Origin of the sequence: Amycolatopsis rhizosphaerae (assembly GCF_007713715.1) — a bacterium.
GTDB classification, from domain to species: domain Bacteria; phylum Actinomycetota; class Actinomycetes; order Mycobacteriales; family Pseudonocardiaceae; genus Amycolatopsis_E; species Amycolatopsis_E rhizosphaerae.
In genome coordinates this window covers 1-12,418 of record NZ_VJWX01000195.1, presented here as the reverse complement: position 1 = coordinate 12,418, position 12,418 = coordinate 1, and the positions used below count along the sequence as shown (strand labels likewise).

The 12,418-nt window shown below is 71.7% G+C and carries 15 protein-coding genes; 9 read left to right on the top strand and 6 right to left on the bottom strand.

Annotated features, from left to right (window positions below; genetic code table 11):
* Nucleotides 1–150 precede the first annotated feature (150 nt).
* Nucleotides 151–948: a carbon-nitrogen hydrolase family protein gene (locus FNH05_RS19600; RefSeq protein WP_144590154.1), complete on the bottom strand. Its 798-nt coding sequence runs from the start codon at nt 946–948 to the stop codon at nt 151–153.
* 47 nt (nt 949–995) lie between these two features.
* On the opposite strand from FNH05_RS19600, the gene hisD reads away from it, so the two are divergent.
* From hisD to FNH05_RS38155, 4 genes are read left to right on the top strand one after another with little or no spacing between them, the layout of a single operon-like run.
* Nucleotides 996–2,324, top strand: coding sequence for a histidinol dehydrogenase (gene hisD, locus FNH05_RS19595; protein WP_144590153.1), 1,329 nt, complete (start codon nt 996–998; stop codon nt 2,322–2,324).
* The gene (locus FNH05_RS19590; protein WP_144590152.1) at nt 2,321–3,418 is read left to right on the top strand and encodes a histidinol-phosphate transaminase; all 1,098 of its coding nucleotides are present in this window, start codon (nt 2,321–2,323) and stop codon (nt 3,416–3,418) included. Before hisD ends, FNH05_RS19590 begins: the two co-directional genes overlap by 4 nt.
* A complete protein-coding gene (gene hisB, locus FNH05_RS19585) occupies nt 3,415–4,014 on the top strand; it encodes an imidazoleglycerol-phosphate dehydratase HisB (protein WP_144590151.1) in 600 nt (199 codons plus the stop codon). The genes FNH05_RS19590 and hisB overlap by 4 nt, the downstream gene beginning before the upstream one ends.
* Entirely contained in the window at nt 4,011–4,169 is a 159-nt protein-coding gene (locus FNH05_RS38155; RefSeq protein ID WP_186382632.1) for a hypothetical protein, read from the top strand. The genes hisB and FNH05_RS38155 overlap by 4 nt, the downstream gene beginning before the upstream one ends.
* A gap of 90 nt (nt 4,170–4,259) precedes the next feature.
* Here FNH05_RS38155 and FNH05_RS19580 read toward each other — a convergent pair whose 3' ends face one another.
* On the bottom strand, nt 4,260–6,413 hold the full coding sequence (locus FNH05_RS19580; RefSeq protein ID WP_144590150.1) for an MMPL family transporter: 2,154 nt from the start codon (nt 6,411–6,413) through the stop codon (nt 4,260–4,262).
* 302 nt (nt 6,414–6,715) lie between these two features.
* Here FNH05_RS19580 and FNH05_RS19575 point away from each other — a divergent pair, with 302 nt between their 5' ends.
* Entirely contained in the window at nt 6,716–7,294 is a 579-nt protein-coding gene (locus FNH05_RS19575; protein WP_144590149.1) for a TetR/AcrR family transcriptional regulator, read from the top strand.
* On the opposite strand, the gene FNH05_RS19570 is transcribed toward FNH05_RS19575, so the two are convergent.
* The 3 genes from FNH05_RS19570 to soxR are packed head-to-tail and all read right to left on the bottom strand — an operon-like array spanning nt 7,287 to nt 8,797.
* Nucleotides 7,287–7,715 (bottom strand): GNAT family N-acetyltransferase, encoded by a 429-nt coding sequence (locus tag FNH05_RS19570; protein ID WP_144590148.1) that lies wholly within the window; start codon nt 7,713–7,715, stop codon nt 7,287–7,289. The genes FNH05_RS19575 and FNH05_RS19570 overlap by 8 nt on opposite strands.
* A 14-nt stretch (nt 7,716–7,729) precedes the next feature.
* Nucleotides 7,730–8,290: an RNA 2'-phosphotransferase gene (locus FNH05_RS19565; protein WP_144590147.1), complete on the bottom strand. Its 561-nt coding sequence runs from the start codon at nt 8,288–8,290 to the stop codon at nt 7,730–7,732.
* A 45-nt stretch (nt 8,291–8,335) separates the two neighbouring features.
* A complete protein-coding gene (gene soxR, locus FNH05_RS19560) occupies nt 8,336–8,797 on the bottom strand; it encodes a redox-sensitive transcriptional activator SoxR (RefSeq protein WP_144590146.1) in 462 nt (153 codons plus the stop codon).
* Between the two features lie 52 nt (nt 8,798–8,849).
* Here soxR and FNH05_RS19555 point away from each other — a divergent pair, with 52 nt between their 5' ends.
* Together FNH05_RS19555 and FNH05_RS19550 are read left to right on the top strand one after the other, a co-directional pair.
* Nucleotides 8,850–9,539, top strand: a complete 690-nt coding sequence (locus FNH05_RS19555) for a thiamine pyrophosphate-dependent enzyme (protein ID WP_144590145.1) — start codon at nt 8,850–8,852, stop codon at nt 9,537–9,539.
* Nucleotides 9,540–9,553: 14 nt separating this feature from the next.
* Nucleotides 9,554–10,444, top strand: a complete 891-nt coding sequence (locus FNH05_RS19550) for a transketolase family protein (protein ID WP_144590144.1) — start codon at nt 9,554–9,556, stop codon at nt 10,442–10,444.
* Here FNH05_RS19550 and FNH05_RS19545 read toward each other — a convergent pair.
* A complete protein-coding gene (locus FNH05_RS19545; protein ID WP_246127838.1) occupies nt 10,413–10,805 on the bottom strand; it encodes a hypothetical protein in 393 nt (130 codons plus the stop codon). The two genes, FNH05_RS19550 and FNH05_RS19545, sit on opposite strands and share 32 nt — an antisense overlap.
* Nucleotides 10,806–10,900: 95 nt before the next feature.
* On the opposite strand from FNH05_RS19545, the gene hisH reads away from it, so the two are divergent.
* Both hisH and priA read left to right on the top strand, forming a co-directional pair.
* Entirely contained in the window at nt 10,901–11,530 is a 630-nt protein-coding gene (gene hisH, locus FNH05_RS19540; RefSeq protein WP_144590143.1) for an imidazole glycerol phosphate synthase subunit HisH, read from the top strand.
* Between the two features lie 55 nt (nt 11,531–11,585).
* The gene (gene priA, locus FNH05_RS19535) at nt 11,586–12,317 is read left to right on the top strand and encodes a bifunctional 1-(5-phosphoribosyl)-5-((5-phosphoribosylamino)methylideneamino)imidazole-4-carboxamide isomerase/phosphoribosylanthranilate isomerase PriA (protein ID WP_144590142.1); all 732 of its coding nucleotides are present in this window, start codon (nt 11,586–11,588) and stop codon (nt 12,315–12,317) included.
* The last annotated feature ends 101 nt before the right edge of the window (nt 12,318–12,418 follow it).

Genomic DNA, 12,418 nt, shown 5'->3' with positions numbered 1-12,418 from the left:
GACCGCGGTGACCGGGCCCGCCGTGCTGACCGGGGAGCTGTTCGCGGCCGTCGTCATCGTCGCCGGGATCTGGATCCTCGCCCACCGCAGCAGCCACCTGACGGGCGCCGCCGCCCTGGCGCCCGTCCCCGTCGGCTGACGGGCCGCCGCTCAGCCGAGGCGGCGGTTGGCCAGCGCGCCGGTGGCGGCACGCGCCTTCCCGGTGACCCCGGGGTCGATGTCGATCACCAGCAGATCGGGTCCGGCGCCCAGGAGGGCGTGCACGCGGCCGAAGCCGTCGGCCACGGCCGAGTGACCGATGCCGGTCGGCGCCTTCGGGTTGACCTCGGTGCCGCTCGCCGCCGGATCGGCCTGGTCGCAGGCCAGGACCCAGCAGCCGGTGTCCAGGGCGCGGGCCCGCACCAGCACCTCCCACTGTTCGCGCTTGCCTTCCCCGGCACCCCACGAGGCCGGTACCACGACGGCCGTCGCGCCCCGGTCGGCCAGTGTGCGGAACAGTTCGGGGAACCGGAGGTCGTAGCAGGTCGCGAAGCCGAGGGTGACGCCGTCGACGGTGAGCGTGAGCGGCTGCGCACCGGGCGCCACGGTGTCCGATTCGCGGAAGCCGAACGCGTCGTAGAGGTGGATCTTGTCGTAGCCGGTGTGCTCGCCCAGCCCGGTGACGAGCAGGGTGTTGCGGACGCGGCCGTCGTCTGACGGGGTGAACATGCCCGCGACCACCAGCACGTCGTGCTCACCGGCGATCTGGGCCACCGCCTTGGCCCACGGCCCGTCCACCGGCTCGGCGAGCGGCTTCAGTGGGACGCCGAACCGGGCCATGGCGGCCTCCGGGAACACCACGACCCGGGCGCCCCGGGCCGCCGCCCTGGTCACGCCGTCCCGGATCAGTCCGAGGTTCTCCGCCGGATCGTCGCTGGATGTGAGCTGACACAAGCCGATTCGCAGCACGCCTACCTCCTGGCCGCCGATGTGGTCCCCACTCGTACCCTAGAACCATGCTGAATCGCACCGACCTGCGCGGAAAGGTCCCGTCACCCGCCGAGTTGCGCGCCACGCTGCCGCGCGCCGAGATCGACGTGGATGCCGCGCTCCATCAGGTGCGTCCGCTGGTGGAGGCGATTCGTGAACGCGGTGTCGACGCCGCGCTCGAGTACACCGAGCGGTTCGACCGCGTCCGCCCGGAAACGGTCCGGGTGCCCGCCGGGGAACTGGACCGCGCGCTCGCGGAGCTGGATCCGACGGTCCGCGAGGCCATCGAGGAGTCGATCGCCCGGGCGAGGAAGGTGCACGCGGACCAGCGCCGTACCGACGTGACCACGAGGGTCGTCGAGGGCGGCACGGTGACCGAGCGCTGGGTGCCGGTGGCGCGGGTCGGCCTCTACGCCCCGGGCGGGCTGGCCGTCTACCCCTCCAGCGTCGTGATGAACGTGGTGCCGGCGCAGGCCGCGGGGGTGGGCTCGCTGGTGCTGTGCTCACCGCCGCAGGCCGAGTTCGGTGGCCTGCCCCACCCGACCACGCTGGCCGCCGCCGCGCTGCTGGGCGTGGACGAGGTCTGGGCGGTCGGCGGCGCGCAGGCGGTGGCCCTGCTCGCCTACGGCGGCACCGACACCGACGGCGCCGAGTTGACCCCGGTCGACATGGTGACCGGCCCCGGCAACATCTACCTGACCGCCGCCAAGCGCCTGCTGCGCGGACTGATCGGCATCGATTCGGAGGCGGGGCCGACCGAGATCGCGATCCTCGCCGACGAGACCGCCGACCCCGGTCACGTCGCGGCGGACCTGATCAGCCAGGCCGAGCACGACACGCTCGCGGCGAGCGTGCTGGTCACCACCTCCGCGGAGCTGGCCGACGCGGTGGACGCCGAGCTGGCGACCAGGGCCGCCGCGACCAAGCATTCGGAACGTGTCCTCCAGGCGCTGCGCGGCAGGCAGTCCGGCATCGTCCTGGTGTCCACTGTGGACGACGGGCTGAAGGTGGTGGACGCCTACGCCGCCGAGCACCTGGAGATCCAGACCGCCGATGCCCGCGCGGTCGCCGCCCGGGTGCGCAACGCGGGCGCGGTGTTCGTCGGCCCGTACGCGCCGGTGTCGCTCGGCGACTACTGCGCGGGGTCCAACCACGTCCTGCCCACCGGCGGGTTCGCCCGCCACTCCTCGGGCCTGTCGGTGCAGACCTTCCTGCGCGGCATCCACGTGATCGACTACAGCGAAGCCGCGCTGCGCGAGGTCGCGGGCAAGGTGGTGGCACTGGCCAACGCCGAGGACCTGCCCGCCCACGGCGAGGCCGTGACGGCGCGTTTCCCGGCGGAGGGGGCCCGGTGACCGCCGACGACGTGACCCTGGCCGACCTGCCGTTGCGGGAGGACCTCCGGGGCCGCAGCCCCTACGGGGCGCCGCAGCTGGACGTGCCGATCCGGCTCAACACCAACGAAAACCCGTACCCGCCGCCGCCGGAACTGGTGGACGACGTGGCGGCGGCGGTCCGCGAGGCCGCCCAGGAGCTGCACCGCTATCCCGACCGCGACGCCGTCGCCCTGCGCCAGGACCTCGCCCGTTACCTGTCGGCTTCGACCGGGGTGGCGCTGTCGGAACGGAACCTGTGGGCGGCCAACGGGTCGAACGAGGTGCTGCAGCAGATCATGCAGGCCTTCGGCGGTCCGGGGCGCACCGCGCTCGGCTTCGAGCCGTCGTACTCGATGCACCCGATCATCTCGGCGGGCACCCGGACCGAATGGGTGCCCACCCCGCGTCGCGCCGACTTCTCCCTCGACACCGCCGAGGCGGCCGTGATCGTCGCCGAGCGCCGCCCCGACATCGTGTTCGTCACCAGCCCGAACAACCCGACCGGCGGCTCGATCCCGCTGGAGGAACTGGAACCGGTGCTGCGGGCCGCACCCGGCATCGTGGTGGTCGACGAGGCCTACGCCGAGTTCTCCTCGCGCCGCAGCGCCGTGGAACTGCTCGACGCCTACCCGGCCAAGCTGATCGTCTCGCGCACGATGAGCAAGGCGTTCGCCTTCGCCGGAGGACGCCTCGGCTACCTCGCGGCGGCGCCCGCGGTCGTGGACGCGTTGCAGCTCGTGCGGCTGCCGTACCACCTTTCGGTGCTGACGCAGGCCGCGGCACGGGCCGCCCTGCGCCACGCGGACGCCACGCTGGCCTCGGTGGCCAAGCTGTCCGCCGAGCGCGAGCGGGTGGCGGAAGCCTTGCGGGGACTGGGTTTCATCCCGGTCCCCAGCGACGCGAACTTCATCCTCTTCGGAGAGTTCGGCGACGCCAAGGCCAGCTGGAAGTCCTATGTGGACGCCGGGGTGCTGGTCCGCGACGTCGGGATCGAGGGGCATCTGCGGGTGAGTATCGGCACCCCGGAGGAGAACGACGCGTTCCTGGCGGCGAGCAAGGAGGTGCCCCGGTGAACCGGGTCGGCAAGGTGGACCGCACCACCAAGGAGTCCTCGATCTCGGTCGTGGTCGACCTCGACGGCACCGGCGAGGTGGAGATCTCCACCGGGGTGCCGTTCTTCGACCACATGCTGCACGCGTTCGGGGTGCACGGTTCGCTGGACCTCAGGGTCCAGGCGACCGGTGACGTGCACCTCGACGCGCACCACACGGTGGAGGACACCGCGATCGTGCTGGGACAGGCGATCCGCCAGGCGCTCGGGGACAAGAAGGGCATCCGCCGGTTCGGCGACGCCTGGATCCCGATGGACGAAACCCTCGCCCACGCCGCGATCGACGTGTCGGGCCGTCCGTACTGCGTGCACGTGGGCGAGCCGCCCGAGTTCACCACGTTCACCGTCGGCGGGAACTACCCGTTCGTGCTGAACCGCCACGTGTTCGAGTCCCTGTCCTTCCACGCGCAGATCGCGCTGCACGTCCGCGTGGTGCACGGGCGGGACCCGCACCACATCGCCGAGGCCGAGTACAAGGCCATCGCGCGGGCGCTGCGCGCGGCCACCGAGCCCGATCCGCGGGCCGGGGGCATTCCGTCGACCAAGGGTGTGCTGTGAACAAGGAGATCGTGGGCGTCCTGCTGGTCGCGCTGGCGGGCTTTCTGGCCGGTGGCGTGTATGCCACGTGGAAGACCGCCAAGCTGATGGCGGGCGCGCTCCTGCTGGCCACCCTGCTCGCCATAGGCGGCGCCGTCGCCTGGTTCGTGGGCTGACGCGCGGCTAACGCCCGGAAGGCCGTGAAGGGTCCCTTCACAGTCGTTTTGACTGTGAAGGGACCCTTCACGGCACCGCCCGGGCCGGGGTCAGCGCCCGGTGGGTTCGAGTTCGCGCTGTTCCAGGCGCTTGGTGAGACTTTCGCCCTCGACGTCGACGTTCGGCAGGATCCGGTCCAGCCAGCGCGGCAGCCACCACGCGTGCTTGCCGAGCAGGGCCATCACCGCGGGCACGATCGTCATCCGGACCACGAACGCGTCGACCGCCACGCCGAACGCGAGCGCGAACCCGATCGACTGGATCAGCGTGGTGTCCGACAGCACGAACCCGGCGAACACGCTGATCATGATCAGCGCGGCGGCGACCACCACGCGGGAACCGTGGCGGAAACCGGTGATCATCGCCTGGCGCGGTTCGGCGCCGTGCACGTGCTCCTCGCGCATCCGCGTCACCAGGAACACCTGGTAGTCCATGGCCAGCCCGAACAGCACACCGATCAGCAGGATGGGCAGCATGCTCATGATCGGCGCGGTGGAGGCCACGCCCAGCGCCTTGTTCAGCCATCCCCACTGGAACACGGCCACGACGGCGCCGAAGGTCGCCGCGACCGAGCCGAGGAAGCCCAGGGTCGCCTTGAGCGGCACGATCAGTGAGCGGAACACCAGGGTGAGCAGCACGAAGGCCAGGCCGACGACCAGGGCGAGGTAGGGCAGCATCGCACCGGCGAGTTTGTCCGAGACGTCGATCTGCAAAGCGGTCTGCCCGGTCACGGCGAGCTCGGCCTTGCCGGTCACCGGCAGGGCGCGGATCTGGGCGACCAGTTCCTCGGTCCGCTTGTCGCTGGGGCCGCTCTTCGGCAGCACGGTGAACATCGCGGTGTCGTGCTGCGCGTTGTACTGCGCCGGGGTCACCGCGGCGACGTCGCCGAGCCGCACGATCTCGTCGGCGGCCTGGGTGGTGGCGGCGGTGGTGGCGTCGGCGGTGGCGGTGACCACCACGAGCAGCGGGCCGTTGGCGCCGGGGCCGAAACCGGAGGTGACCAGGTCGTAGGCCTTGCGCTGGGTCGAGCCGGGAGCGGCGGTGGCGTCGTTGGGCAGGCCGAGTTGCATGCTCAGCGCGGGGACGGCGATCACCAGCAGCCCGGCCACGGCGACGAGCAGCACCGGCACCCGGTGCCGCGCGACGAAGGCGGCCCAGCGCTGGCCGTGCGTGCTGCGGTCGTCGTCCCGGACGCGCTTGCCGAGCACCTTGCGCCCGGCGAAACCGAGGATCGCGGGCAGCAGGGTCAGCGCGATCAGCACCGCGACGGCGACGGTGGCCGCGGCCGCGATCCCCATCTGCGCGAGGAACGGGATGCCGATCACGGTGAGACCGGCCAGCGCGATGATCACGGTCAGGCCGGCGAACACGACGGCGGAGCCTGCCGTGCCGCCGCTGCGGGCCGCCGCCTCCTCCGGCTCGTGGCCCTCGCTGAGCTCGTGCCGGTACCGGGACACGATGAACAACGCGTAGTCGATGCCGACGGCGAGGCCGAGCATCAGCGCGAGGATCGGGGTGTTCGAGTTGAGTTCGACGAATCCGGACACGGTCAGGATCGCCGCCATGCCGACGCCGACCCCGATCAGCGCGGTCAGCAGCGGCAGGCCCGCGGCGAGCAGCGAGCCGAAGGTCACGGTCAGCACGATCGCGGCGACCACGACCCCGATGCCCTCGGTCGCGCCCGTCTCGGGCATGCCCTGGATGGCGTCGCCGCCGAACTCGACGGTCAGGCCGGCCTGGCGCGCCGCGATCGCGGGCGCCTGCAGCGCGTCCCGGTCGCTCGCGGTCAGTTCGGAGGCCTGCACGCCGTAGCCGACCTGTGCCAGCGCCACGCGCGCGTCGGGGGAGATCGCCCTGGCCTGGAACGGATCCACCACCCCGCGGGCCTTGGGTGCGGTCCTGAGAGCGGCCACGAGCCGTTCGACGGCGGCCTGGTTGGCGGGGTCGGTCAGTTTCTGCCCGTCGGGGGCCACGATGGCGACGCGCGCGGTGGCGCCGCCGACCCCGGCCTGGGGGAAGCGTTCCTTGAGGTGGTCGATCGCTCGCTGGGCCTCGGTGCCGGGGATGGTGACGGAGTTCGTCATGTGGCCGGACAGCGTGGTCGCGCCCAGCCCGAGCCCGGCGAGGACGGCCAGCCAGACGGCGGCGACGAGCCAGCGGCGGCGGAAGGAGAAGCGGGCGAGCCGGTACAGAAGGGTGGCCACGGGCACGGCTCCATTCGGTTGTCCGTCGGTGGTCGGTACCCGCCAAGCTAGCCGATCGGCAAGCACGCTTACAAGCCGATCGGCAAGTATGTGACTTGCCGCACGGCAAGCAACCTCGGGGCTGCGAGGAGACCGTGAAGGGTCCCTTCACGGCCCTATCAGCTGTGAAGGGACCCTTCACGGGAAAGGAAACGCGAGGATGCGCTAGCCGATCGGTTAGCGGTTTGGTTGCGAGTGGAGGGGTACACCCGTATTCTGCGGGCTGCTTCGCGGCCCGAGGCAGCCGCTTACGAGGAGGTTCGATGGCAGCCGGACCGGCTACGCAGGAAGACACGCGCACCCGCCTGCTCGCCACCGCGCTCCGGTTGTTCACCGAACACGGCGTCGAGGGCACCTCCCTGCAGATGATCGCCGACGCGCTGGGCGTGACGAAGGCGGCCGTCTACTACCACTTCAAGACCAAGGACGAGATCGTCGAGGCCGTCGCGGAACCCGGACTGCGCGAGCTCGGCCAGGTCATCGACGAGGCTTCGCGCCTGCGCCGCCGGGGCGCCCGGATCGACCACCTGCTGACCGGTTTCGTGGACACCGTGGTGCGGCACCGGGCGCTGGTGGCGCTGTTCAGCAGCGATCCCGGGATCGCACGGGCGCTCGCCCGCACCTGGACCTCGCCGGAGGAGAACTTCAGCGTCCGGATTCTCGGCATCCTGGTGGGCGAGGAGAGCGACCTGAACCGCATGGTCGCCGCCCACGTCGCCGTCGCGGGCATCGCCCTGGCCGGGGGATCGCCCCAGTTCGCCGGCGTCGACGACGACACCCTGCGCGAGCAGCTGCTCGACGTCGGGCGCAGGCTGCTGGGCAGGCCCCGCCGGGTCAGCTGAGTTCGAGCTTGAGGAACGAGGCGGTTTCGACGAAGCCGAGCCTGCGGTAGTAGTCGCGGGCGCGCCGGGTCGGCACGGTCACCTCGGCGGCGCCCGTGGCGCGGGCCCGCGCCACCACCGCTTCCACCAGCTTCCGGCCCACGCCCTGCCCCCGGCGGCACGGTGTCACGACGAGTTCCTGCAGTTCGCTGACCCAGCCGTTGGCGTAGAGCACCAGGAACCGCGCGGCCAGCGCGTAGCCGATCACCTGCCCGCCGTCCTCGGCCACCAGGAAGTCGGTGGTGTCGTAGGTCATCGCCGCCAGCAGCCGCTCGTAGTTCCGGTCGAACTCGGGCCGCCGGGCCGGGTAGCTCGTGGCGAACTCGCGGAGCAGGTCGAAGACGCTGTCCGCGTCCATCACATCGGCCGGCCTGATGTGCACGACCTCATTGTGGCTCAACGGGGATCCATCCCGGCACCGCGAAGGTACCCGGGTGGCACGTGTGAGGTGAGCCAGACTCCGTTGGCGCTCACCCGGAACTCGTGCCCCGCGCGGGCCATCTCACCCGCCGGCACCACCAGCACCACCGGTCTTCCCCGTCGCGAACCGACCCGGATCGCGGTTTCCCGGTCCGCCGAAAGGTGCACGTCGTGCCGGTTCATCGGCAGCAGGCCCGCCTCACGGATCGCGGGCAGCACCTTGGCGACCGTGCCGTGGTAGAGGATTTCCGGGGGCTGCGCGAGCGGCAACCGGAGGTCGACGGGCACGCTGTGCCCCTGGTTGGCCCGGATCCGGGTCCCGTCCTCGCTGAAGGCGAACCGCTGTTTGTCGTTGTGCGCCACCACCTCCGCGAGTTCGTCGCGGGTGAGTGGCAGGCCGTGCCGGGCGAGCGCGGCGAGGAGGAGTCCGACTTCGACCCAGCCCCCCGGCTGCAGGGCCAGCCCGATCGCGGCGGGGTCGTGCCTCAGATGCCGGGAAAGGCGTTTGGACACGCGAACCAGTCTTGCTTGTTCCATCGTGCCGCCATTGGCTCACGAACCCCGATGCCCCCGCCAGTGCTTTTACGCCCCGCCCTCCATGGCCGGTTTCAGCAGCCGGGCGCCGGGGCCGAACCGGGCCATCTGGTCGTCCTGGTTGTACAGGCCGCACACGCGCAGGGAGAGGCAGCCGCAGCCGACGCAGCCGGTGAGCCGGTCGCGCAGCCGCTGCAGGGCGTCGATGCGGGCGTCCAGTTCGTCCTGCCAGGTCCGGGACAGCCTGGACCAGTCGGCCTTCGTCGGGGCGTGGTCGCGGGGCAGGGTCGCCAGCGCGGCGCTGATCTCCTCCAGGCTCAGCCCCACGCGCTGGGCGGCACGGATGAACGCGATCCGGCGCAGCACCGAGCGCGGGTAGCGGCGCTGGTTGCCCGCGGAGCGCTCGGACGAGATGAGTCCCCGGTCCTCGTAGAACCGCAGCGCGGTGTGCGGTACGCCACTGCGTTCCGCGACCTGACCGATGCTGAGGTGGTCGGCAAGCTTGGTCACGGCACCAGCCTAGCCTTGACTTCGACCTTGGTCGAGGTTGCACCGTGGCGGCATGATGACCTCGACCGATGCGGGCCTGCCCGCGCTGATCGCCCGGATGACCGGTGACGAGAAGCACGCGGCGGCCTCGGAGTCCACTTTGGATGTTCTCTGGGTGCTCTACGACCGCGTGCTGGACGTGACGCCGGACACCGTCCACGATCCTCGCCGCGACAGGTTCCTCCTGTCCAAGGGGCACGGCCCGATGGCGTACTACGCGGTGCTGGCGGCCAAGGGGTTCATCGCGCCGGAGGAACTCGACGACTGGGCGTCGGTGCGGTCGCGGCTGGGGCAGCACCCGGACCGCAACCGGGTGCCGGGGGTGGAGATCTCCAGCGGATCGCTCGGGCACGGCCTGCCGCTGGCCGTGGGCACCGTGTACGGGCTGCGCGCGCAGGGGATCGGCTCGAAGGTCTTCGTGCTCGTCGGCGACGCCGAACTCGACGAGGGCAGCAACCACGAGGCCATCGTGCTCGCCGCACGGGAGTCGATGGGGCAGCTGACCGCGGTGGTGATCGACAACCGGTCGGCGACGCGGGGCTGGCCGGGCGGCATCGCGCAGCGGTTCGCGATCGAGGGCTGGGCGACGGCCACCGTGGACGGGCGGGATCACGAGGCGCTGTACGAGGCGTTCACCACCCCACACCCCCGGCGCCCGCTGTGCGTGGTCGCGGTCGTCGAACCCAAGTCCGGCCAGCGGTGAAAAGGGGGAAGTCCATGGACATGCGGACCACTTTCCTGTCCACAATGGAGGAAGCACTGGCCGTCGATCCTCGGCTGGTCCTGGTGCTGGCCGACATCTCGGCGGGAACCGGGCCCGTGCTCGCCGCGCAGCGAAGGCATCCGGACCGGGTGCTCAACGTGGGCATCCGCGAGCAGGCGCTGATCGGGGTGACCGGCGGGCTGGCACTGACCGGGATGCGCCCGGTGGCGCACACCTTCCCGCCGTTCCTCGTCGAACGCCCGTACGAGCAGATCAAACTCGATCTGTGCCATCAGGGCGTCGGCGCCGTGCTGGTCTCCTCCGGTGCGTCCTACGACATGGCGGCCGCGGGCCGCACGCACCACTCGGCGGCGGACGTGGCGCTGCTGGACACCGTGCCCGGCTGGACGGTGCACGTGCCCGGGCATCCCGAGGAGGCGCGTCGGCTGCTGCTCGAATCACTGCCGGGCGACGGCCGCGTGTACCTCAGGCTGAGCAGCCAGGCCAACGCCCGTGCCCACCTCGGTGCGGGTTTCCTGACGCTCCGCCAGGGCACGCGCGGAGTGGTGCTGGCGGTGGGGCCGATGCTGGATCGCGTGCTCGCCGCGACCGAGGGGCTCGACGTGACCGTGCTGTACGCCGCGACGATCCGGCCGTTCGACGCCGCCGGGCTGCGGGCGGCCCTCGGGGAGGTCGCCGACGTCATGCTGGTCGAGCCGTACCAGGCGGGCACCTCCGCGCACCACGTGGGCGAGGCGCTCGCGGACGTGCCGCATCGCCTGCGTTCACTGGGCACGCAGCGGGACGTGGAGGTGCGTCAGTACGGCGAGGTCACCGACCACGACTTCGTCCACGGGCTCGACGTGGCCGGGATCACGGCCGCGGCCCGGGCCTTCTTCCGTTAGGCACGACCATCTCGCCCGGCAGGAGCCGGAACAGCGCCTCGGCCGTCACCTTGAGGTCTTCGGCGGCCGCGGCGGCCTGGTCGAGCTCGCGCCGCACGGCGTGGTGCCGGTGCCTGCCCGGTCCGGTCTCGGGCTGGGACAGGACCGGGCAGGCGCGCAGCCGGTCGAGGATCCGGGTGAGTGCCGAGGCCGTGCGGATCGTGCCGAGCATCAGCCCGGCGAGCTCGTGGGGACCGAGTTCCTCGGTTTCGAGACGTTCGAGCTCGCCGGCCAGCTCCCCGCTCAGGTCGACGATTCTCCGGGTGGGGGCGCCTCGGTCCTCGTCGCGGGGACGGATGTCCGGACGGCTCTGCGGCAGCATGGCCACTCCCTTGGGTCAGTGCCAGGGGAATTCCCCGCGGGGGCGGGAATCCAAACCGGTTGGAGGCCGTGACCGGGCCGCCCTAGACTGAGCCGGTGACTCGCGTCGTGATTCTCGATTACGGTTCCGGGAACCTTCGTTCCGCCGAACGCGCCGTGCGGCGCGTCGGTGCCGAGGTCGAGGTGACGGCAGACCCCCATGCGGCGCTGGAAGCCGACGGACTGGTGGTACCCGGTGTGGGCGCGTTCGCGGCCTGCATCGAAGGGCTGCTGTCCGTGGGCGGCGAGAAGATCATCGGGACGCGGCTGGCGGGCGGCCGCCCGGTGCTGGGCATCTGCGTGGGCATGCAGATCCTCTTCGAGCGCGGGGTCGAGCACGGCGTGGAGTCGAAGGGGACCGGGGAGTGGCCGGGCACCGTGGAGCGCCTGCACGCCGATGTCATCCCGCACATGGGCTGGAACACCGTGCGCGCGCCTGGGGACTCGCAGCTGTTCGCCGGGCTCGACGCGGACACCCGGTTCTACTTCGTGCACTCCTACGCGGTGCGCCGCTGGGAACTCGACTCGGACCTTCCCGGACAGCAGCCGAAGGTGACCTGGGCCCACCACGGTGAGGATTTCGTGGCGGCGGCGGAGAACGGTCCACTGTGGGCGACCCAGTTCCACCCCGAGAAGTCCGGGGACGCCGGCGCGCATCTGCTGGAGAACTGGCTGCGCACGCTCTGAAGAGCGGGTGCGGGTGTCGCGGCGGGCGGCCTCGGGGCTCACCTATAGTGACCGCGTGACCTTCACGCTCCTTCCCGCCGTCGATGTGGCCGACGGCCAGGCCGTCCGCCTCGTTCAGGGTGAAGCCGGTACCGAGACCTCCTATGGCGACCCGCTGGAGGCGGCGCTCGCGTGGCAGCGCGACGGTGCGGAGTGGATCCATCTCGTCGATCTCGACGCGGCCTTCGGCAAGGGCAGCAACCGGGAACTGCTGGCGCGGGTGGTCGGCGAGCTCGATGTGCGGGTGGAGCTGTCCGGCGGTATCCGTGACGACGCCTCGCTGGAGGCGGCGCTGGCCACCGGCGCCACCCGGGTCAACCTCGGCACCGCGGCGCTGGAGGATCCGGCGTGGACGGCGAAGGCCGTGTCCACCTATGGCGACCGGGTCGCGATCGGGCTGGACGTGCGGATCACCGAGGCCGGGCACCGGCTCGCCGCGCGCGGCTGGACGCAGGACGGCGGCGATCTGTGGGAGGTGCTGGAGCGCCTCGACCGCGACGGCGCGTCGCGCTACGTCGTCACCGACGTGAGCAAGGACGGCACCCTCAAGGGCCCGAACCTGGAGCTGCTGCGCGAGGTCGCGGCCCGCACCGACGCCCCGGTGATCGCCTCCGGCGGCGTGTCCAGCCTCGACGACCTGCGGGCGCTGGCCTCGCTGTCCGGCGACGGCGTGGAAGGCGCGATCGTCGGCAAGGCCCTCTACGCGGGCGCGTTCACGCTGCCCGAGGCCCTGGCCGCCGTCCGCTGACTCCCCAGCCGGCAAGTCCGGCCGACTCCGTGGCGCCCCTCAAACCGGCCGTGAAGGGTCCCTTCACAGTCGATTTGACTGTGAAGGGACCCTTCACGGCT